Origin of the sequence: Ralstonia sp. TCR112 (assembly GCF_007997035.1) — a bacterium.
GTDB lineage: Bacteria > Pseudomonadota > Gammaproteobacteria > Burkholderiales > Burkholderiaceae > Ralstonia > Ralstonia edaphi.
Genome location: NZ_VOSS01000022.1, coordinates 79,447 through 98,311, shown reverse-complemented (window position 1 = coordinate 98,311; position 18,865 = coordinate 79,447). Strand labels below are relative to the sequence as shown.

The following is an 18,865-nucleotide window of genomic DNA, read 5'->3' as shown; positions in this document are numbered from 1 at the left end:
CCGTCAATACACGCTGCCGGCAGGCTTCGGCTGAGCTCCGCCCTCTTCCTTAAACGCCTGCGCCAGCTGTTCGGCGCTGCGCGCCAGCAGCGTGACATCCGTCCCTACGGCAACGAAGGTCGCACCGAGCGACAGGTAGTGCTTCGCCTGCGCCTGATCCGCCGACAGAATCCCCGCCGCCTTGCCGGATGCGACGATACGTTGAATGGCGCCATCGATCGCGTTGCGCACTTCCGGATGCCCCGGCGCGCCGAGGTGCCCCATTGAGGCTGCCAGGTCGCCAGGACCAATGAATACGCCGTCTACGCCTTGCACGGCGAGAATCGCATCGAGATGTTCAAGCGATTCCGCGGTTTCGACTTGGACAAGCGTGCACATCTGCGCATCGGCCTGGTGGAGGTAATCGTCCACGCGGTTCCAACGCGATGCGCGAGCCAGCGCACTGCCGACGCCGCGAATACCGTTTGGCGGATAGCGCATCGCCTCCACGGCGGCTCGTGCCTCGTCGGCGTTCTGGACCATCGGCACCAGCAGTGTCTGCGCGCCGATATCCAGCAGGCGCTTGATCTCGACCGGATCGTTCCAAGCAGGCCGCACGATGGGATGCGACGCATAGGGCGCAACGGCCTGCAATTGCGCGAGCGTCGATTGCAGTTGATTCGGCGCGTGCTCGTTGTCGATCAGCAGCCAGTCGAAGCCGGCGCCGGCAACAATCTCGGCCGGGTACGGATGCGTCATTGCAAGCCACAGGCCAATCTGCGGCCGGCGCTCGGCCAGCGCGCGCTTGAAGCTGTTCACCGGAAGTTGCATGGCGAGGCCATCCTTTGAGCGTGAGACGGGTAGACGGGTAGACGGGTAGACGGTTAAACGAAATGGCACGCGATGCTGCCAAGCGGACCGTAGTCGCAATGGAATGTATCACCGGGCCGGGCAGGCACCGGCCGCGTGAACGATCCGCCAAGGATCACCTGCCCGGGCTCCAGCGCAACGCCGTGCGGCGCCAGCTTGTTGGCCAGCCAGACGACACCGTTGGCCGGGTGGTTCAGCACGCCGGCGGCCACGCCCGTCTCTTCGATGACGGCGTTGCGGGAAAAGATGGCGCTCACCCAGCGCAGGTCCACATCACGCATGCGGATGGGACGGCCGCCCATCACGACGCCGGCGTTCGCGGCGTTGTCCGCAATCGTGTCGAACACCTTGCGTGGACGCCCGCTGTCCGGGTCGATCGATTGAGACCGCGCATCGATGATCTCCAGCGCGGGGATCACGTGATCCACCGCGTCGTACACATCGAACAGCGTCACCTCCGGCCCCTCCAAGCGCTTGCCCAGTACGAAGGCGAGTTCCACTTCCACACGCGGCACGATGAAGCGGCTGGCAGGAATCTCGCTCCCGTCGGCGAAGAACATGTCGTCGAGCAGTGCCCCGTAGTCTGGTTCGTCAATCTGCGAAGACTGCTGCATCGCGCGCGACGTCAAGCCGATCTTGTGGCCCTTCAGGCGCCGCCCCCCCGCCAGCTTCATCGCAACCCATTCGCGCTGGATAGCGTAGGCGTCTTCGATCGTGATGTCGGGGTGGTCAAGCGAAACCTGGCGGATTTGCCTGCGGTCGATCTCGGCCTGATGCAGGCGGCGTGCGATGGTCTGGATGGTCGTGGTGTCGAGCATGCGTCAAGCCTTGCGAAAACGCGCGTGGATGTTGTTGTGCTTGTAGCTGCCGCCCTCGTCAAACTCGGTCAGCTCCATCGACAGCGCCAGATAACGGCGCGCGAAGGTCTCGGCGAAATGTGCCTTGATTGCCTCAAACAGCGCGTCGCAGGCGGCTTTCTTGGTCTCAGGCGTACGGCCCGCTGCGATCTTGAGCGTGACATGGACGAAGGCGTCGTCTTCTTTGCCGTCGGCCACGCGGTAGTCGGTCAGCTTGATGGCGCGCGAACGGATCCCGCCGGTCGGAAACACGCCGTTCTGCGCCATCAGCGTCTCGTTCATCGCGCGCAGCAATTCCGGAATGCGGGCGTCGTCTCCCAGATTGTCGGTGTATTCGACGATGACATGCGGCATGTCGCTCTCCTCAAGCTTCAACATGTTCACGTTCGGGCAACGGAAAGACCGCGTTGATCTGGCCCGTGCCGGAGCTGGCGAAATATTCGGTGATGACCTCGACGCCCTTGTCATAGGCATCCCAACCAAGCAGGCCAAGCAGCATGGCCGTGTCGTGCATGCCGCCCTCGCCTTCGCACAGCGATGCGTAGTCGGGCAGCATTGCGCAGAAGGTCTTCCAGTCGCCCTGCTTCCACAGCTCGACCACGCGCAGGTCGACCTGCCTGAAGAACTCACGGCTGATCTGGTGAATGGATTCTTCGGGGCTGCCGTTGTCGTTGAAACGGTGCGAGAGCGATCCGCTGGCGAGGAACGCGACGGTGCTGTCGCTCGCCTCGATGGCTTCGAGCAACGCGGCGCCGAAGCGGCGGCTTTCATCCAGCGTGTGCCACGCGCACCAGCCGGCAATCGACACGACCTTGAAGTTCTGGTCGCTGTTCATGTATCGCATCGGCACCAGCGTGCCGTATTCGAGTTCCAGGCTGTTGATCTCGTGCGCGCGGGTGAACACGCCGCGCTCGGTCGCCGTCTCTGCAATCAATCGGCCCAGCGTCGGGTTGCCGGGATACGCATACCGCATGTCCTTGATGAAATGCGGCAGCTCGTTGCTCGTGTAGACGCCTTCGAAGCGCGCGTTGCAATTGACGTGGTAGCCGGCGTTGACGAGCCAGTGCACGTCGGACACGACGATAGTGTCCACGCCCAGATCGCGGCAGCGCTGTCCGATGATGCGATGGCCCTCGATAGCTGCCTCGCGGCATCCATGATGCTTGCCCGGCAACTCCGACAGGTACATCGACGGCACGTGGGTAATCTTCGCGGCCAAGGCCAGCTTGCCCATGGTGTCTCCTTCCGCCCTTGTTGTGGTGTGTCCGGCGGCGCGTCAAACGCCCCAGCGCGGGATATGGTGGCTGCCCATCGAGATGCAGACGTTCTTGATTTCGGCAAACACCTCCAGACTGTACTCGCCGCCCTCCCGCCCCGTGCCGGACGCTTTGACACCGCCGAAGGGCTGGCGCAGGTCGCGCACATTCTGGCTGTTGACGAACACCATGCCGGCTTCGATGCCGCGCGCCACGCGGTGCACCTTGCCCACATCCTGCGTCCAGATGTACGAGGCCAGACCGTATTCCACGTCATTGGCAAGCCTCAGGCCATCGGCCTCATCCTTGAACGGGATCAGGCAAGCCACGGGGCCAAAGATCTCTTCCTGCGCCACCCGCATGCGGTTGTCGACGTTGGCCAGCACCGTGGGCGCGACGAAGTTGCCGTTCTGCAGATGGCCGGGCAGCCCCGCAGGCTTCTCCGCGCCGCCGGCCAGAATCTTCGCGCCTTCCTGTTCGCCCAGGCGGATGTAGCCCGTGACCTTCTCCCAATGCGCGCGCGTGATCATCGAGCCGACATGGGTTGTCTCATCCGCCGGATCGCCCACCACAAGCCGCTTGGCACGTTCGGCAAACTTGCGTACGAACTCGTCGTAGACGCTCTCTTGCACGAAGATGCGCGAGCCGGCCGTGCAGCGCTCGCCGTTGATCGAGAAGATGGTGAAGAGCGACGCATCCAGCGCGCGATCCAGGTCTGCATCGTCGAAGACCAGCACCGGCGATTTGCCGCCCAGCTCCATCGAGAATTTCTTCAAGCCCGCACGCTCCATGATGCGCTTGCCGGTGGCCGTGCCGCCGGTGAACGACACCACCCGCACATCCGGATGGCGCACCAGCGCGTCGCCCGCCGTCGCGCCATAGCCTTGCACGACGTTCAGCACGCCGGGCGGAATGCCGGCCTCCAGCGCAAGCCGGCCGAGCTGGTCCGCTGTCAGCGGCGACAGCTCCGACATCTTCAGCACCGCCGTATTACCCAGCGCCAAGCACGGTGCGACCTTCCAGGTGGCCGTCATGAACGGCACGTTCCAGGGCGAGATCAACGCGCAAACGCCCACCGGCTGATACAGCGTGTAGTTCAGCATCTGGTCATCGACGGGGTACGTGCGGCCATTGACTTGCGTGCACACCTCGGCGAAGAAATGGAAGTTCTCCGAAGCGCGCGGAATGAGCTGTTTGCTCGTCTGCGCGATGGGCAGGCCGGTGTCCATGGTTTCCAGCGCTGCGAGGTGCGGCACGTTCTGCTCGATCAGCTCGCCCAGTCGGCGCATCAGCTTGGCGCGCTGCTTGGCCGGCGTGTTGGCCCAGGCGGGAAATGCCGCCTTGGCGGCCGCCACCGCCGCGTTGATCTCGGCTTCCCCGCCCGACGCCACCTCAGCGATGGCCTCGCCCGTGGCCGGATTGGTCGTGACGAAACGCTCGACGCTGTCGACCTGACGACCGTCGATCCAATGCTTGACAGGGTCCATGTTGACGCGGCTCATGCGGGCTCCTTGTTCGGTTCTTCGGCAACGATGGTGCTCACCAGCCTGCCGATGCCTTCAATTTCGGTGATGACTTCGTCGCCGGGTTGCGTGTCGGCCAAACCCTCGGGCGTGCCGGTCAGGATCATGTCGCCGGGGCTGAGCGTCATGAAGCTGGAGAACCACGCGATCAACGCGGGGATGTCGAAGATCATGTCGCGCGTGCTGCCTTCTTGCGTGACACGGCCGTTGACGGTCGTGCGCAGCGCGAGGCGCATCGGATCGGGCACATCGTCGCGGTCAACGAGCCATGGCCCGATGGGCGTACACGTATCGCGGCTTTTCACAAGCAGGTTCGGGCGGTAGTAGTTCTCGAGGTAATCGCGGATGGCGTAATCGTTGGCCACCGTATAGCCGGCTACAAATTCGTAGGCATGTTCGCGCGGCACATTGCGCGCGGTCTTGCCAATCACCACGACCAGCTCGCATTCGTAGTGCATGAACGTCACGCCATCCGGGCGGACGGTGTGGGCACGATGTCCGATCAGCGTATTGGGCCCTTTCAGGAACGCAAGCGGCTCCTCGGGCGCCTTGAAGGCCAGCTCCTTGGCGTGGTCGGCGTAGTTCAGGCCCAGCGCGAAAACGGTGCGCGGTTCGACCGGCGGTAACCAGACGACCTCGGTTTCATGCAGGACGCGGCCGTCGGCCAGTCGCAGGTGGGTGTCGTCGCCCGGCATGGCCGTGGCGCGATGGATGGCGCCGTCATAGGCAATACGCGCGTGCTTCATTGCGAGGCCTCCTGCGCGTGGCGAACCAGGGCTGTCGTCAGCGTGCCGATGTGGGCGATGTCGATATCGATGCGGTCACCGGCCCGCGCCAGCGGCGGATTCTCCGGCATGCCGACGAGCAGCACGTCGCCCGCTTCCAGCGTCATGAAGGCCGTCACGTCGGCAAGCAGTTGCGCGATCGGCCGCACCAGCGTCGATGTGTTGGCGCGCTGCTTGATCTCTCCGTTGATGCGCACGGCGATATCGAGTGCATCGGCATCGGGCACATCGTCGCGGTCAACCGTCCAGGGCCCCATCGGGCAGAAACCATCGCGGCACTTGTGGCGGATCGCCGGGCGGTAGTAGCTCGCATGCGGCACGGTCAGGTCATTGACAATGGTGTAGCCGGCGATGAAATCTACGGCATGCCGCGCAAGCACACGCGCGGCAGAATGACCGATCACCACGCCCACGCAAGCACCGACCCAAACGCCGTCGACGTCTGCCGGCAGCACAACATCGTGGTTATGACCAATGCGCGTGTTGGCCGGCTTGAGATACAGGATGGGCGCCTTAGGCGGTGCCTGGTATAGCGGCGCAGATAGCGCGTCGCCCAGCGCATCCAGTTCGCCGCGGTAGTTCAGCAACGCGCCGACGACGGTGCCTTCAAGCGGCGGCAACCAACGCCAAGAACCCGCAGCCTGTGCTGCGGATGCGAACACCCGCTTCACGACTTGACCTTCCGGCAATACCACTCTGCCTCGCAGCATGGTGTCTCCCGCTTTTTCATATAATTAACATGTTAATCATCTGATCGGATTGCGGTCATGTCAAGTCGGCAAACTTCGGCGCAATGAAAAAGCCGGCCACGCGGACCGGCTTTTCAGGCGGCGGACGATGTATCCGCCATGCAGAGGCATCGGGCAGGCCGATGTCTACGGGGGCAATCGATCAGACTCAGGCCACGGCAATATGCGCGCGCTTGACCACGACCGGTTGCGGCAAATCATCCAATCCGTGAGATCGCTGCACGCCGTCTGCAATCAGCACGCGCGCGGCATCCTGGATTCTCTCTTGGCCAGCCTCGAAGGCTGCCTGAAGCGACAACACCTGATCACCTTCCAGGCCTTCCCAAAGCGCCTCACGCGTTGCCACGCAAGTCACCTTTTCACCGTCGACCAAGGCGTCGAACAGCAGGCCCTCGTTGTTGATGTCGTACGCCTCTTTCTTTTCGAACTTGATTTCCATCGTCAAAGCCCTCCGATTGCAATGGACAACAACGCACACGCTGTTGCGTGGAAACTTTGCGGGGGGGCCGGCAAGGTTTCGTCAGACATGTGTCTGGCTGCGAAGATCATTTTAACCACAGCTTGCGATGCACGTGCGAGCGTCATATGCGGCATCGCAGCCGTTGAACGGTGCCTGGCAGCCGCCATCCCAGGCGGCATCAGGCTCCGCGCGCCCCTCGTCGCAGCTATGCTTTTTTGTCAGGGTCGCGCGCTGGACCGCCCGAGCAAAGCGAACGCCACACGCAAGGCGCGTGCCGGACACGCAGCCGCGGTGTGCCTGCTAATGCAACCACAGGGTTCGCGACACGTTGATGTCAGCGCCGCATGCGTTTGAGCCATCGCCAAAAAAGCGTGGTGCTTGCACGCAATACATCGGCGTTGTAATAGTTGCGCGCCGGCTGAGAGAAATCCGCTCAGCCGGCGGCCTGAACGACCGTGTCGCGCCGCGTGGCTGCCATGTCGTCAGGGAATGGACGCGCCTTCCTGATATCAGTGCACCGTCTCGGAAACAGGCGCAGCGCCATGTTCAGACGTGTGCAGCAGCGAACGGCGGCGCGCATAACCGAAGTACACCAGCAAGCCGATCGCGACCCACACCACAAAGGCTACCCACGTGACGGCCTGCAGGTGGCTCATCAGGAACAGACACATGCCGATGGCCAGCAGCGGCACGACCGGCACGCCCGGACAGCGGAAGCCGCGATGCAGGTCCGGACGCGTACGGCGCAGCACCAGCACGGCAACGGCAATCAACGAGAACGCGGCCAGCGTACCGATGTTGATCAGTTCAGCCAGCACGTTCAGCGGCACGAATGCGGCAATCACCGCGAAGACGATGCCGACGACCCACGTGTTCAGGAACGGGGTCGCATAACGCGGATGAATGTGCGACAGACGCTTGGGTAGCAGACCGTCGCGCGACATGGCGAAGATGATGCGGGTCTGGCCGTACGCCATCACCAGGATCACGGTCGTCATGCCGATGATGGCGCCCAGGTCGACAAAGCCCGCCACCCAGCTTTCACCGGCCACTTGCAGCGCCAGTGACACGGGGTGGTCGACGCCCGCAAACTTCGCGAACGGCACGATGCCCGTCATGATGGCCGCCACCAGCACGTACAGAATCGTGCAGACCGCCAGCGAACCGATGATGCCGATCGGCAAATCGCGTTTGGGATTGCGCACCTCTTCCGCCGCAGACGTCACCGCATCGAAGCCGATGAACGCGAAGAACACGATGGCGGCGGCGCCGAACACGCCTTCCATGCCGAACGGCATGAACGGCTGCCAGTTGGCCGGCTGCACATGGCGCACACCCACGGCGATGAACAGCAGCACCACCGTCACCTTGATCGCCACCATGATGTTGTTGGCGCGCGCGGATTCGCGAATGCCGAACGACAGCAGCGTCGTGATCAGCAGCATGATCACCAGCGCCGGCAGGTTGAACAGCGTCTGCACACCCGGAATCGCGCCCGGTGCGGCAGTGAGCGCCACCGGCAGATGCACGCCGAAGCCTGACAGCAGCGACTGGAAATAGCCTGACCAGCCCACCGAAACAGCGGATGTGGCCAGGCCGTATTCGAGCATCAGGTCCCAGCCGATGATCCAGGCGACCAGCTCGCCCATCGTGGCGTAGGCGTACGTATAGATGGAGCCCGACACGGGAATGGTCGAGGCGAATTCGGCGTAGCACAGCGCGGCAAACCCGCAGGCGAGCGCTGCGACGATGAAGGACAGCGTAAGCGCCGGCCCGGCCGTCAGCGCGCCGGTGCCGGTCAGCACGAAGATGCCGGTTCCGATGATGGCGCCGACACCCAGGAAGGTCAGGTCGAGGGGTCCGAGGACTTTCTTCAGGCCGGTGTCACTGTGGCCCGTGCGGATCATGTGATCCACGTTCTTGGTACGAAACAAACTCATTACTGCGTCTCCTGTCTGCGTGCGGCCGAATGTGACGGCATGCACTGTCGCGCACGTGTGGTGCGCGGCGGCGGATTATGCAAAAAAGCGGGCATTTTACCCGCAGGCGATATTCCGCCCTTCTATCGCCGGGATGCAGACAGGAAAATAGGACAATTCTCAACCGATTGCCGCGCCAAGCGGTGCCGTCACTCGGTAGCGACTGGATCTTCGGCAAACAGCGGCTGCTGCCGCGCATGCGCGTCCGACTCATACAGGCGCACGCCCACGCCGAGCAACCGCACGGGAATGCCGCGGCGCTCAAACCCCTGCGCGAGCAACTTGGAGAACACCGCCAAGGACACTTGCGGCGAAATGCACTCCACCGTCGTGCCGCGAAAATCGGCAAAACGCAGCTTGACGTAGGTCTTGTGGATCATGTTGCCGGCGCGAGCACGTTCGACGCGGGCGGCAAGTTGCTCGACGAGAATGGTCAATTCGCGCTGGCAGTCTTCGAGCGTGCGCAGATCGGTGGCGTAGGTTTCTTCCACGCTGACCGACTTGCGAATCTGCGAAGGCTGCACCTGCCGATGATCGATGCCGCGGCAAAGGTCGTGCAGCCGGAAACCGAACACGCCGAAATGCTGCTGCAAGCGGTCGGTGCCCCAGGCGCGCAGGTCGCCGCACGTTTCCGCCCCGAGGCGACGCAGCTTGGCGGCCGTCACCTTGCCCACGCCGAACAGGCGGTCGACGGGCAGTTCGGCAACAAACGCGTCGACCTGCTCCGGCCGCACGACGAACAGGCCATCGGGCTTGTTCCAGTCGCTGGCGATCTTGGCGATGAACTTGTTGGGCGCAACACCCGCCGACACGGTAATGCCGATCTCTTCGCGCACGCGGCGGCGGATGTCTTCAGCGATGCGGGTGCCGCTGCCCGCGAGCATCGGGCTGTCGGTCACGTCCAGATACGCCTCGTCCAGCGAGAGCGGTTCCACCAGCGGCGTGTAGCTGTGATAAATGGCGAAGATCTGACGCGCAACCTGGCGGTACTTCTCCATGGACGGCGGCACGATCAGCAAATCGGGGCAACGCTTGACGGCCTGCGCCATGGGCATCGCCGAATGGATGCCGAACTTGCGCGCTTCGTAATTGCAAGTCGCGACCACGCCGCGCCGCTCCGGCCGGCCACCGACGGCCAGCGGCTTGCCAACGAGGCGCGGATCGTCGCGCATTTCGATGGCAGCGTAGAAACAATCGCAGTCGCAGTGGATGATCTTTCGCACGGCACAAGGCCAGAACTGGCTGCGGGAAGCAGCAGCGGCGTCGGGCTTGCTCGTTCAGGAGGAACGCAAGCGTATCAGCTTCCGCGGGCTGCGCACGCAACGCGGCGCAACAATGCATTTCGCCGATATTGCGGCGCAACATCGGCGGATGAAGGGATCGGGAAAGCGGCTTAGCGGCCGATATCGTGCGCCACGGCGCCGAGTTCGTCGTTCAGGGCGCGCTGCTCGTCCCCGGACAAGCCGCCGCGATGCTGGCTGGCCATGTCGTTGGCTTCCTGGCGGATGCGGCGCAGGCGGTCGCGCAGGCCATCCGCGCGATACGGATCGATGTAGCCCTGCGATTGGCGAACGTCGATACGGTGGAATTCTTCGGCGAGACGGCCCTGCACTTGATCAAAGCGGGCGCGCGGGTCCACAGGCGCAGGCACCGCGACCGGCACCGGCTCACGCACCACCACCGTACGCGTGGGCTGGGGCGGTGCCACGACACAGCCGGCCACGGAGGCCGCCAGTACAGCGCACAGGGTCAGACGCGGAAGAATCGACATGATTGGGCTCGTATTGTCGTTGTAGAAACGCGCAGTCGCGCGAGAACTGGCGCTTATCTTACGAACCGCTTCACGCAAAGCTGTGACGATTGGTAACAGTAGATTACTTCCCCGACAGCTCCGGCGGCTCGACCGGCGGCGGCTCATCGGGCGAAGGCAGATCGGGCGGAATTCCCGGCGGCGAAGGCTCGTCGGGTGGCGGAACGGTATGTGCGGGCAGCACGCAATTGACAGACATGGTTTCCCTCAAGGCAAAACGCATTGACAATCTAGTACGCGATTCCCATGCCAACAAGTCACCCCCCCAGCCCATGCACGACCTGCCCACCGCCCGCTTCCAGGACCGCACACTGATCCGTATCGGCGAGCCTCACGCTGATGGCTCCATGCTGCTGCTCGCGCCCGAAGCCGGCGGCCGACTGGTGCGTTGGCGCCATCGTGGCGAAGACATTCTCTTTTGGCCGGAGCCGGCCGATTGGTCCAATCCAGCGAAGGTCCGCGGCGGCAATCCGCTGCTGTTTCCCTTCATCGGCCGGCATTTCGTCGAAGGTGAAGTCGGTCGCTGGCGCGATGCGCGCGGGCAGCTTCACGCCCTGCCGCAACACGGCTTCGCCCGCGACATGCCGTTCGAGGTGGAAGACGCGAGCGAGGCGCACATCGTCCTGCTGCTGCGCGACAGTCCCGAGACGCGTCAAGGCTATCCGTTCGCCTTCGAGTTTCGCGTGACGTACCGGCTGATTGACGACGGGCTGGAGGCGACCTTCTCGGTCAAGCATCTTGACGAAGGCGACGCGCATGCGCCGATGCCGTTCTACGCGGGTCATCATTTCTACCTGGCGCTGCCGCATGCATTGCGCGGCGCGACCGAACTGTTGATGCCGACGGCACGGCTGTCACGCCAACTGCCCGATGGCAGTCTCGACAGACCCGAGCCAGGCCGCAGGACCTATCAGCTCGACGACCCGGCGCTGCAAGACCGCTATCACCTGCTCGATGACGCCGGTGCTGCAACGCTGGTCATTCCGCCGCACCCGGAAGCACCGCTCGGCCGCCGCATTCGTTTCGAAGTCGACGGCGCGCCGGTGCCCTGGCACGCCATCACCACGTGGACGGAAAACGCCACGTCGGACTTCTACTGTGTCGAACCGTGGATGGGTCTGCCGAATGCGATCCACCACGGCGAAGGCCTGCATCTGCTCGCTCCAGGCGGGACCCGACAGGCAACGTGCCGTCTGCGGATCGCACGGTAGGTGGCGCGGTCAGGTCGTCTCGTAGGCCTGCACCGCATCCATCACGCGCGCCGAATACACCAAGGCCGCCCCGGCATTGAGCGAAATCGCCACGCTCAGCGCATCTGCAATCTCCTCATGCGTTGCCCCATGCTTGATCGCCTCGGCGGTGTGCACGGTGATACAGCCATCGCAACGCGCGGTCACCGCCACGGCCAGCGCAATCAGCTCACGCGTCTTCGCGTCAAGGCTACCCGTCGTGGCAGCCGACAGCGTCTTGTAGCCCTTGACGGTATCCGGCGTGATCCGACCGATCTCGCCAATGCGACCCAGCAATTCCTTCCGATACTCGACCCAGTTCAGCATGATGTGCTCCGGTGGTGTGGCGCTGACCCGATGCCGGCGCCGTTGGAAAGAGTATTGTCTGGATGCGTGATCCGTTGAATACTTGACCAACGCAATTTCTGTCGAAATCGTCTCAATGGACGCGCTCAGTCAATTCATTCAGCTCACACGCCCGCAGGCCAGCCTCGATTTGCGCTGTCTGTTCCAAGGTCCGTTCTCGATCCCGCACGATCCGGAGCCGAATGGCCAGGTACTGTTCCATCTGGTGCTTTCGGGCAGATGCCTCGTCGACACTGGCGGCCGCACGCTCGCGCTGCGCCAAGGCGATTTCATCCTGTTCCCGCGCGGCGAGGCCCACACGATTCACGACCCCGGTGCGGCCGACGTCCCCGTCCGGAAACCGCGCACATCGCACGATGGGATGCTTCCGCTTCGCAAAACCGGTCGGGGCGCGGCTGACGTCGACTTGCTTTGCGGCCGCTTTGTCCACGAGCACGGCTCGACCACGTTGTTGGTCCGTACGCTGCCCGATCCGCTGCACGTGTCATTGAGTGACAGCGCGTCGTATCCCGCGCTGCAGGCGCTCATTGGGCTGATGCGCGACGAAGCCGAAACGCGCGCACCTGGCGCGCTGGCGATCGTCACGTCGCTGAGCCAGGCGTTGCTGACGATGGCACTGCGCGTCTATGGTCAGCGAGAAAACGCGAGCCCCGGCACGTTGACGCTGCTGTCAGACGCGCGCCTCGGCACTTCCGTACAAGCGATGCTCAGCGCGCCCGAACGAGCATGGACCATCGACACCCTCGCCGATCTGGCGGCCATGTCACGCGCCACCTACGCACGACACTTCAAGGCGCGTGCCGACATGACGGTGTGGGACTTTCTCACGCGCGTGCGCATGACGCTCGCCTGCGACGCGTTGGTTCATACGCGGCTCAGCGCGGGCGAGATTGGCGCGCGTGTCGGCTATCAATCCGAGGCGGCGTTCGGCAAGGCGTTCAAGCAGCAACTCGGGATGACGCCGGCACGGTATCGGCGGGCGACGGGTTGATGCTCCGACATCGTTAACGCTTAGCCTTGCGAGGAGCGCGCGTTGTCGCAGCGCTTTCGGCGAAGCGGGGCTCGCGCGCCGGACGCGTTCCCGTCGCGAGCCATTCGCCGTAGAAATCGATCTTGCCGTCGATCAGCGCGAGCGAGCGCGCCCACTCGGCCATCGTTTCCGTCACCTGTGCACGGTGCGCAACCAGCAGCGTGTGCCGAGCCCTCAAGGTGCTGCGACCCTCGCACACCAGGGCCGTGTATTCGCGCATCTGTGCGACGGACATCCCCGTGTTGCGCAGCCGCTCCATCAATTCGAGCCAGTTGACATGCTGCTCGGTGTAGACCCGTCGGCCGGTCGCATCACGCGCAACGCCAGGAATCAAACCCTGCGCCTCGTACCAGCGAATCGTGTGAATGCTGCGGCCCGTACGTTCGGCCAATGCACCGATCAGCAAACGAGCCGGATCGCGCTCAGCCATGGGACTCGACCGAGATGTCGGCCGGATCGCCGAGCGCCCGGTTGACGAGGTCGGTGTCGAAGTACTCGATCAGCTCGTGCATCTTGCCCTCGTGCATGTGGATGACAAAACAGTATTGATTGTTATAGGACATGCCATCGCGCGTCATATTGCGACCTTGCGCTTCCACCACCACGGTATCGCCCTCGGCTGTGAAGTGGTTGGCAACCGTCGTGATGCGCCCAAGCTTCGCGCGCAGCGGAGCGAACAGCTCATCGAGCACCGTCTGCCTGCCTGCATAGCGCCGCGACCACAGCGTCGTACCGGTGCACACCCAGCAGAAATCGTCCGCCATGAGTTCAACAAAAGGCTTCGCGTTGCTGACAGCCAGTTCGGCAAAAGCGGCCTGCAGGATCTGCTTGTTCTCGAGCGCGTTCATGGGAGTCTCCTAGTGTGAACGCTCCGATTACAGGCGCTAGAGCGCACTCTAGCGCAAGGAATTTCTCTACCGCAGCCGGGGACAACACGCCCACATGGCGCTTGATCGAACCGCGAGCGAACCACTAGTCATCGCCGCCATGCCTCTGTTATACTTTCCTGCTTCGGGGCGTAGCGCAGCCTGGTAGCGTACCTGCATGGGGTGCAGGTGGTCGGAGGTTCAAATCCTCTCGCCCCGACCAAACAAAAGCCAGTGTAATCAAGCGATTACACTGGCTTTTCTATTTCTCCGCGCAGCGCAGTTGGGGGGGCGAATATTTGACAGTGTCCAATATTCGGGTCCGTTGATCCGTCGCCCCTACCGCAAATCCGCTAGTCCACACCCGCACCGCGCTCGTCCGGGTCGCGGGTACGCGCCCGTGAATGTCATGGAGAGCGGCCGGCGCGTCGTCAAACCGATGCGCTACCACTGCCGCCCTTCCGGCAAGCCCGCGTTCTACGACGAGAAATATCCCGGCACCGACTGCGCCCGCCGCAACAACCTGTGCAGATTTTGGAAAGGCCAGTACGGCTATACGCATGGCCTAGTCCTGGTCGACGCGTTCTATGAATACGTTGCCCAGCCAGACGGCACCGACGATCCGCCGCTGGAGATTGCCGAGGCCGGGCACGACCGCTGTCCGGTGCCGATCAAGCCGGAGAACATTGATGCGTGGCTGAACCCTGAGCCGCGCAGCCTCGATGCGTCAGACGCGATTCTTGAGGACAAGCTGCGGCCGTATTACACACACCGACAGGCAGCACCTTCTTGCTGTCACCCACCGCTCGCCATTTGATTGTCCGAAGCGTTGTCCGCAGGCCGCTCTTCACCCATCCGCGATGCCAGGTGCGGCCCGCACGAATTTCTTGTCAGTGATCTGCTGAACCAGGAACTCCGCGAGATTACCCCTCGAGAGTTTTGATCCGAGCTTGGTTCTTCCATACCAGCCCACGTCGATTCTTCCGTTCGCCGGGCCGTCTTTAAGGAATGGAATCCGCACCAGCGTCCAATCCAGGTCCGAATTGGCGATCAGTTCGCCCGTTGCTCGGATGTCGTCGTAAGCCTTGCGAACCATCACCTTGAAGAAGAGCACTCCCGCAAGCGAACTGAGGGCAAAGCCATCCTGGGGGGCGCGATAGCTTGCCGTGGATACTTGCAGAAGGCGCCGCACGCCAAATTGCCGCATCGCGGTCATGATGTTGGATAGGCCATGCATGACCGGGCGATCGCCTTGCACCTTGAAACTATTAGGGCCCAAGGCACTGATGACGGCGTCAGCGCCCTGAATGCATTTCGCAATGGCGTCCCGGTCTTGCAGATCACCAACAACGACTTCGACTTTCCCGGCAAGCGCGGCGAGCTTCTTCGCATCGCGCGTATAGACCGACAAGACGTAGCCCTGCTTCAACGCTTCTTCGATGATGTGCAGTCCAGTCGATCCGGTGGCCCCGAACAGGGCAAGTTTCATTTCATTCCTCCCTGACGATCCGAAGGCATGGTCGTGAAGTCGAGGCGAAGCGGGTGGAAAGGCTTTCAGTCCCGCGCGGACTGGATGTGATCAGCAGGATCTTGCTCATGATGGCTCCGGCGTAAGGTATAAAATAGGTACTAGGTAACCACTGAGACCTTGGTTACCTATCCATACAAAGGAGGGTAAGGTTCCAACCTGCCTTCCACAAGAAGGCACACCCATGTCACTGAGGCACACAGATTTGCCCGAAGAACTGCCGGCCCCCACTACGGGGGGCTGTCGAGCCACCCGCGAAATACTGGATCGCGTCGGCGACAAATGGAGCCTCTACATCATTGCCTCGCTGGCCAATGGAACGCTGCGCTTCAACGAGCTGAAGCGCGGCATTGACGGTATCTCTCAGCGCATGCTGACGCTGACGTTGCGCGGAATGGAGCGCGATGGACTGGTTACCCGGACCGTCTATCCAACCATCCCGCCGCGAGTCGATTACGACCTCACCGAACTGGGCCGGACGCTATTAGGGCCCGTGATGACGCTTGTGAATTGGGCAAACGACAACCAATTCGCCATCGCCGAAGCACATCGACGCTTTGACGAAGCGCCCGAACCAGGGATGACTCCAGCCCAAGGCGTCATTCATCGAGCGCGGTGATTGCAGCCGCCGCTAAGCGCTACGGTACGAATGGGATCTGAATTACAGCTGGCCGGAAATCAAAACAGTCCAGCCGGCTCCGCCGCCCTTGGTGCGATCTGTTTTATTGCTGGACCGTGAAGATCCGCTCCAACACGAAACGGCGCGTCCGGTCCGTCGCGCAGCGACAGAACGCAAGCATCGCAACAAATTTCGGATTTGATTGAGGCGGGTGTGTAGGCTATTGCGCGAGGCTGAAACGATGCAGGTCGCCAAGCGAGGACGTATCCGGCTTTGGTCGTTCCCCCATTGGGCGCCCGTACGCATCCGTGTGGCGGTCGCCAAACTCATCTAGCTCGCTTCAGCACAATCTCTCCCGAGCCGCCGGCGGATGCTGCTGGAGTCGTCCATCGCAACTCATCTCCCGACAGGGCAAACGGCCTGCGCTGCTCGACCCCATTCCAGTTTGGGAATGTGCTCGCCTCTATGCGGAAGGTGATGGTTTTGTCCGCTTCGTTCACGACGTACCTGCCGAAGTGAGCGATTGAGCCTTGGGCCACGGCTCGATACTCTTCCGCACTGCCCTTCATGCGATCGTTGGATTCGTACTTCGGCAGGTCGGCGCGCGAGTTCACCAGTGCGTAGTGACCATGACCATCAAAGACGACAAGCCCTTGGGGATTGGGCCCGTACATAGGTGCACGACTGCCATCGGGGCGAACGGTGCCAACTGACACATACGTCCATGCCCCGGCAAGTTGCTCCTCTAGCGTTCTGTGTTCGAGCACAGCGCAAGATTGAAGCGCGAGCGCTAGAAGCACGGAAATCGAAACCGTGGCGAGGGTATGTGGAGGGTCGTTCAAGCTCACGATGTCTTTGCCCGTCATGCCGCGACAGCGGCTCACTTAAGCTGATTCAAGCCTGCGAAACCAACCTTTGCCTAGCTTCGAGAAGAGTAGAAACAGTGCATAGACTTGGAGTCCTGCTTGAACTACTGAGAGCGCAGCAAGCAGGGGCAGCCTTAAGACTTCACCTTGCACAGTTTCTGGTAGCAACAGCGTGCCGGCCCCGAGCAAGACAAGCAATGCAATGCGAGCCCAATTGCTTCCCGACGAGATTTTGAAGATAAGCATTGCCATTACGGCGAACGTGAAAGCGAGAACGACGATAGTGAAATCGACCGGAGCCACGATGGAAATGTACGAAAAATCCAGTAGGACTTTCACCGCGCAGACCGCAAGGGATGTCCACAGCAGATTCACTGCCGTTCGAACAGCTTGTGGCTTTTGAACTTGAGCTTGCGCGTCCATACTGCCCTCCCTGCGAGCTCTCGTAGTAAGCGCATTCCTCGGCTCTACCACGTGGGCGAGAAGGCACCCTCGGCCCCGATCAAGGACAGGAATGCTGCCGCATAAGCGCAGTACTGTTGTCTAGGCGTCATCCACGCATCTCCCTTGGCTCGCTGTCGGCGGACGGGTTCACGGCGAAACTGCACAGAGCAAGCACTGAAGGGGATCGAACCGACGTCTTGAGGCTAATCCATCTCACTGAACATAGCCCCGGAAAGCCGCCACGCCATTGAGCCGTTTTAACTATCGGGTCGCGGAATTTCGGCGATGCAACTGCTCAACAAACACATCTACCAAGCAGACCGCTACACCGGCATGCTCCTGTCCTGGAGCACGATGACGTCAAAGAGCCCGTCGCCGTCTCCGCCGGCAGCTATCGGCACAAGCGCGCCCGCGCGCTGACTGACTTTGCGCGGGCGTCGGTGCAGATTTCGGATTTGGTTGAGGCGGGGGTGTAGGGCGTAGTGGCTCAGGTCGCCGTTCACTCGACGGAGAAACAATGGAACGGCGCCAGTACGAACCCAGCATGCCGCCGAACAACCCGCCGGCAACCGCGCCGATGGCGCGCCCTGCAGCGCCGCCGGCAAGCTCGCCGGCCAACCCGTCTTAACCAAAACAAAAGCCCGCGTAACGGATCACGTTACGCGGGCTTTTTCGTTTCTTTTTTGCTCGCCGTCTGCGCGCTTGTTGCCTGCAATTACGGCTTGTCGGTACGCAGGACTTCCAACACAGCGGACAGCGCGCGCCGCAAGCCCTGCACATCCACCGAACCGGTCACGGCAGCTGCCATCGGGGCCGCAACTTCGATCTCCGGCTGCTCATCAGCTTCGACTTGCGACGCAGCACTTGCGCCATGCCGCAACTCATCCAACCGATTCCGCGCGCCATTGATCGTGAAACCCTGCTCGTACAGCAGCTCGCGAATACGCCGGATCAGCAGCACTTCATGATGCTGGTAGTAGCGCCGATTGCCGCGTCGCTTGACCGGCTTGAGCTGCGTGAACTCCTGCTCCCAATAGCGCAGCACGTGCGGCTTGACGGCGCACAGGTCGCTCACCTCACCAATGGTGAAGTAGCGTTTGGCTGGAATCGGCGGCAGGTTGACCCGCTCCGTGTGTTTATCGGCGGCCATACAGGGCTGAACTACAGGGCTGGCGAAAGAGACGGATTGAACGGACGGCTGAATGAAATCACGCAGCAGAATTAAGCGACGTCGACCGGCAGCGGCTCGACGCGTTCTTCCACGAGCGCCTTGAGTTTCTGGCTCGCGTGGAACGTAACGACGCGACGCGCGGTGATGGGGATGATCTCGCCCGTCTTCGGATTTCGGCCGGGGCGCTGCGGCTTGTCGCGCAACTGAAAGTTGCCAAAGCCGGACAGCTTGACGCTGTCACCCTGCTCGAGCGCCTCGCGAATCACGTCGAAGAACGCTTCGACCATGTCCTTCGACTCACGCTTGTTCAGGCCCACCTGCTCGAACAGCATCTCGGCAAGCTCCGCCTTGGTGAGCGTCGGCACGTCCTGAGCGCGCACGTCACGTGCGTCGCCCAGAGCTGCTGCAGAAGAACCGAGCGAGTCGCCCAAGGATGCCGCCAACGCTGGCGCGTGTTGATCGTTCATAGAATTCGCTT

Annotated in this window: 23 protein-coding genes, 1 tRNA gene and 1 pseudogene; 5 read left to right on the top strand and 20 right to left on the bottom strand. The window is 62.4% G+C overall.

The features are described 5' to 3' along the window. Positions 1–3: 3 nt before the first annotated feature. The 12 genes from hpaI to FUT88_RS26595 all read right to left on the bottom strand — a co-directional run bounded on the left by hpaI (position 4) and on the right by FUT88_RS26595 (position 10,467). On the bottom strand, positions 4–810 hold the full coding sequence (gene hpaI / locus FUT88_RS08180; protein WP_147214546.1) for a 4-hydroxy-2-oxoheptanedioate aldolase: 807 nt from the start codon (positions 808–810) through the stop codon (positions 4–6). A 53-nt stretch (positions 811–863) separates the two neighbouring features. Further along, a complete protein-coding gene (hpaH, locus tag FUT88_RS08175; protein WP_147214545.1) occupies positions 864–1,667 on the bottom strand; it encodes a 2-oxo-hept-4-ene-1,7-dioate hydratase in 804 nt (267 codons plus the stop codon). Positions 1,668–1,670: 3 nt separating this feature from the next. Then, on the bottom strand, positions 1,671–2,060 hold the full coding sequence (locus FUT88_RS08170; RefSeq protein WP_147214544.1) for a 5-carboxymethyl-2-hydroxymuconate Delta-isomerase: 390 nt from the start codon (positions 2,058–2,060) through the stop codon (positions 1,671–1,673). A gap of 10 nt (positions 2,061–2,070) precedes the next feature. Next, positions 2,071–2,940, bottom strand: coding sequence for a 3,4-dihydroxyphenylacetate 2,3-dioxygenase (gene hpaD / locus FUT88_RS08165; protein ID WP_147214543.1), 870 nt, complete (start codon positions 2,938–2,940; stop codon positions 2,071–2,073). Between the two features lie 42 nt (positions 2,941–2,982). Next, positions 2,983–4,464 (bottom strand): 5-carboxymethyl-2-hydroxymuconate semialdehyde dehydrogenase, encoded by a 1,482-nt coding sequence (gene hpaE / locus FUT88_RS08160; protein WP_147214542.1) that lies wholly within the window; start codon positions 4,462–4,464, stop codon positions 2,983–2,985. Next, a complete protein-coding gene (locus FUT88_RS08155; RefSeq protein WP_147214541.1) occupies positions 4,461–5,231 on the bottom strand; it encodes a fumarylacetoacetate hydrolase family protein in 771 nt (256 codons plus the stop codon). The genes hpaE and FUT88_RS08155 overlap by 4 nt, the downstream gene beginning before the upstream one ends. Then, positions 5,228–5,980, bottom strand: a complete 753-nt coding sequence (locus FUT88_RS08150) for a fumarylacetoacetate hydrolase family protein (RefSeq protein WP_147214540.1) — start codon at positions 5,978–5,980, stop codon at positions 5,228–5,230. The genes FUT88_RS08155 and FUT88_RS08150 overlap by 4 nt, the downstream gene beginning before the upstream one ends. Positions 5,981–6,167: 187 nt before the next feature. After that, on the bottom strand, positions 6,168–6,458 hold the full coding sequence (locus FUT88_RS08145) for a DUF1488 family protein (protein WP_092970102.1): 291 nt from the start codon (positions 6,456–6,458) through the stop codon (positions 6,168–6,170). A gap of 530 nt (positions 6,459–6,988) precedes the next feature. After that, on the bottom strand, positions 6,989–8,419 hold the full coding sequence (locus FUT88_RS08140; protein WP_147214539.1) for an amino acid permease: 1,431 nt from the start codon (positions 8,417–8,419) through the stop codon (positions 6,989–6,991). 188 nt (positions 8,420–8,607) lie between these two features. Then, positions 8,608–9,681 (bottom strand): DNA polymerase IV, encoded by a 1,074-nt coding sequence (dinB, locus tag FUT88_RS08135; RefSeq protein ID WP_147214538.1) that lies wholly within the window; start codon positions 9,679–9,681, stop codon positions 8,608–8,610. A 170-nt stretch (positions 9,682–9,851) separates the two neighbouring features. Then, the gene (locus FUT88_RS08130) at positions 9,852–10,229 is read right to left on the bottom strand and encodes a hypothetical protein (RefSeq protein WP_147214537.1); all 378 of its coding nucleotides are present in this window, start codon (positions 10,227–10,229) and stop codon (positions 9,852–9,854) included. A 103-nt stretch (positions 10,230–10,332) separates the two neighbouring features. Beyond that, positions 10,333–10,467 carry a hypothetical protein gene (locus tag FUT88_RS26595; protein ID WP_261797073.1) on the bottom strand — a complete coding sequence of 45 codons (135 nt, stop codon included), beginning with the start codon at positions 10,465–10,467 and terminating at the stop codon, positions 10,333–10,335. A 73-nt stretch (positions 10,468–10,540) separates the two neighbouring features. On the opposite strand from FUT88_RS26595, the gene FUT88_RS08125 reads away from it, so the two are divergent. Next, on the top strand, positions 10,541–11,479 hold the full coding sequence (locus FUT88_RS08125; protein ID WP_147214536.1) for an aldose epimerase: 939 nt from the start codon (positions 10,541–10,543) through the stop codon (positions 11,477–11,479). Between the two features lie 9 nt (positions 11,480–11,488). Here FUT88_RS08125 and FUT88_RS08120 read toward each other — a convergent pair whose 3' ends face one another. Next, on the bottom strand, positions 11,489–11,824 hold the full coding sequence (locus FUT88_RS08120) for a carboxymuconolactone decarboxylase family protein (RefSeq protein WP_147214535.1): 336 nt from the start codon (positions 11,822–11,824) through the stop codon (positions 11,489–11,491). A 115-nt stretch (positions 11,825–11,939) separates the two neighbouring features. Between FUT88_RS08120 and FUT88_RS08115 the strand changes: the two genes are divergently transcribed. After that, positions 11,940–12,854 carry a cupin domain-containing protein gene (locus FUT88_RS08115; protein WP_147214534.1) on the top strand — a complete coding sequence of 305 codons (915 nt, stop codon included), beginning with the start codon at positions 11,940–11,942 and terminating at the stop codon, positions 12,852–12,854. A gap of 13 nt (positions 12,855–12,867) precedes the next feature. Here FUT88_RS08115 and FUT88_RS08110 read toward each other — a convergent pair whose 3' ends face one another. Both FUT88_RS08110 and FUT88_RS08105 read right to left on the bottom strand, forming a co-directional pair. Next, the gene (locus FUT88_RS08110; RefSeq protein ID WP_147214533.1) at positions 12,868–13,323 is read right to left on the bottom strand and encodes a MerR family transcriptional regulator; all 456 of its coding nucleotides are present in this window, start codon (positions 13,321–13,323) and stop codon (positions 12,868–12,870) included. Continuing rightward, complete coding sequence (locus tag FUT88_RS08105; protein WP_147214532.1) at positions 13,316–13,741, bottom strand: nuclear transport factor 2 family protein; 426 nt, start codon at positions 13,739–13,741, stop codon at positions 13,316–13,318. The genes FUT88_RS08110 and FUT88_RS08105 overlap by 8 nt, the downstream gene beginning before the upstream one ends. A 164-nt stretch (positions 13,742–13,905) precedes the next feature. Between FUT88_RS08105 and FUT88_RS08100 the strand changes: the two genes are divergently transcribed. After that, positions 13,906–13,982: transfer RNA gene (locus tag FUT88_RS08100), tRNA-Pro, on the top strand. 135 nt (positions 13,983–14,117) lie between these two features. Beyond that, positions 14,118–14,576: pseudogene (locus FUT88_RS08095) on the top strand (hypothetical protein); the annotation flags it as partial. 30 nt (positions 14,577–14,606) lie between these two features. Here the strand turns inward: FUT88_RS08095 and FUT88_RS08090 are convergent. Next, complete coding sequence (locus tag FUT88_RS08090; RefSeq protein ID WP_147214531.1) at positions 14,607–15,248, bottom strand: NAD(P)-dependent oxidoreductase; 642 nt, start codon at positions 15,246–15,248, stop codon at positions 14,607–14,609. Positions 15,249–15,471: 223 nt separating this feature from the next. Between FUT88_RS08090 and FUT88_RS08080 the strand changes: the two genes are divergently transcribed. Continuing rightward, positions 15,472–15,906, top strand: a complete 435-nt coding sequence (locus FUT88_RS08080; protein ID WP_147214530.1) for a winged helix-turn-helix transcriptional regulator — start codon at positions 15,472–15,474, stop codon at positions 15,904–15,906. Positions 15,907–16,232: 326 nt separating this feature from the next. On the opposite strand, the gene FUT88_RS08075 is transcribed toward FUT88_RS08080, so the two are convergent. The 4 genes from FUT88_RS08075 to FUT88_RS08055 form a co-directional block, all read right to left on the bottom strand. After that, the gene (locus FUT88_RS08075) at positions 16,233–16,772 is read right to left on the bottom strand and encodes a lipocalin-like domain-containing protein (RefSeq protein WP_147214529.1); all 540 of its coding nucleotides are present in this window, start codon (positions 16,770–16,772) and stop codon (positions 16,233–16,235) included. Positions 16,773–16,790: 18 nt separating this feature from the next. Continuing rightward, a complete protein-coding gene (locus tag FUT88_RS08070; protein ID WP_147214528.1) occupies positions 16,791–17,195 on the bottom strand; it encodes a hypothetical protein in 405 nt (134 codons plus the stop codon). A 736-nt stretch (positions 17,196–17,931) separates the two neighbouring features. Then, positions 17,932–18,366 (bottom strand): MerR family transcriptional regulator, encoded by a 435-nt coding sequence (locus tag FUT88_RS08060; protein ID WP_147214527.1) that lies wholly within the window; start codon positions 18,364–18,366, stop codon positions 17,932–17,934. Between the two features lie 71 nt (positions 18,367–18,437). Further along, positions 18,438–18,854, bottom strand: coding sequence for an integration host factor subunit alpha (locus FUT88_RS08055; protein WP_147214526.1), 417 nt, complete (start codon positions 18,852–18,854; stop codon positions 18,438–18,440). Positions 18,855–18,865: the final 11 nt, after the last annotated feature.

What these genes read in the sequence shown, in the direction of transcription:
- FUT88_RS08075 (WP_147214529.1), bottom strand. Translation starts at nt 16,772, where the DNA reads ATGACGGGCAAAGACATCGTGAGCTTGAACGACCCTCCACATACCCTC.
- FUT88_RS08120 (WP_147214535.1), bottom strand. Translation starts at nt 11,824, where the DNA reads ATGCTGAACTGGGTCGAGTATCGGAAGGAATTGCTGGGTCGCATTGGC.
- FUT88_RS08115 (WP_147214534.1), top strand. Translation starts at nt 11,940, where the DNA reads ATGGACGCGCTCAGTCAATTCATTCAGCTCACACGCCCGCAGGCCAGC.
- FUT88_RS08150 (WP_147214540.1), bottom strand. Translation starts at nt 5,980, where the DNA reads ATGCTGCGAGGCAGAGTGGTATTGCCGGAAGGTCAAGTCGTGAAGCGG.
- hpaI (WP_147214546.1), bottom strand. Translation starts at nt 810, where the DNA reads ATGCAACTTCCGGTGAACAGCTTCAAGCGCGCGCTGGCCGAGCGCCGG.
- FUT88_RS08125 (WP_147214536.1), top strand. Translation starts at nt 10,541, where the DNA reads ATGCACGACCTGCCCACCGCCCGCTTCCAGGACCGCACACTGATCCGT.
- FUT88_RS08060 (WP_147214527.1), bottom strand. Translation starts at nt 18,366, where the DNA reads ATGGCCGCCGATAAACACACGGAGCGGGTCAACCTGCCGCCGATTCCA.
- FUT88_RS08055 (WP_147214526.1), bottom strand. Translation starts at nt 18,854, where the DNA reads ATGAACGATCAACACGCGCCAGCGTTGGCGGCATCCTTGGGCGACTCG.
- hpaH (WP_147214545.1), bottom strand. Translation starts at nt 1,667, where the DNA reads ATGCTCGACACCACGACCATCCAGACCATCGCACGCCGCCTGCATCAG.
- FUT88_RS08170 (WP_147214544.1), bottom strand. Translation starts at nt 2,060, where the DNA reads ATGCCGCATGTCATCGTCGAATACACCGACAATCTGGGAGACGACGCC.
- FUT88_RS08080 (WP_147214530.1), top strand. Translation starts at nt 15,472, where the DNA reads ATGTCACTGAGGCACACAGATTTGCCCGAAGAACTGCCGGCCCCCACT.
- FUT88_RS08105 (WP_147214532.1), bottom strand. Translation starts at nt 13,741, where the DNA reads ATGAACGCGCTCGAGAACAAGCAGATCCTGCAGGCCGCTTTTGCCGAA.
- FUT88_RS08145 (WP_092970102.1), bottom strand. Translation starts at nt 6,458, where the DNA reads ATGGAAATCAAGTTCGAAAAGAAAGAGGCGTACGACATCAACAACGAG.
- FUT88_RS26595 (WP_261797073.1), bottom strand. Translation starts at nt 10,467, where the DNA reads ATGTCTGTCAATTGCGTGCTGCCCGCACATACCGTTCCGCCACCCGAC.
- hpaD (WP_147214543.1), bottom strand. Translation starts at nt 2,940, where the DNA reads ATGGGCAAGCTGGCCTTGGCCGCGAAGATTACCCACGTGCCGTCGATG.
- FUT88_RS08110 (WP_147214533.1), bottom strand. Translation starts at nt 13,323, where the DNA reads ATGGCTGAGCGCGATCCGGCTCGTTTGCTGATCGGTGCATTGGCCGAA.
- FUT88_RS08130 (WP_147214537.1), bottom strand. Translation starts at nt 10,229, where the DNA reads ATGTCGATTCTTCCGCGTCTGACCCTGTGCGCTGTACTGGCGGCCTCC.
- FUT88_RS08090 (WP_147214531.1), bottom strand. Translation starts at nt 15,248, where the DNA reads ATGAAACTTGCCCTGTTCGGGGCCACCGGATCGACTGGACTGCACATC.
- hpaE (WP_147214542.1), bottom strand. Translation starts at nt 4,464, where the DNA reads ATGAGCCGCGTCAACATGGACCCTGTCAAGCATTGGATCGACGGTCGT.
- FUT88_RS08140 (WP_147214539.1), bottom strand. Translation starts at nt 8,419, where the DNA reads ATGAGTTTGTTTCGTACCAAGAACGTGGATCACATGATCCGCACGGGC.
- FUT88_RS08070 (WP_147214528.1), bottom strand. Translation starts at nt 17,195, where the DNA reads ATGGACGCGCAAGCTCAAGTTCAAAAGCCACAAGCTGTTCGAACGGCA.
- FUT88_RS08155 (WP_147214541.1), bottom strand. Translation starts at nt 5,231, where the DNA reads ATGAAGCACGCGCGTATTGCCTATGACGGCGCCATCCATCGCGCCACG.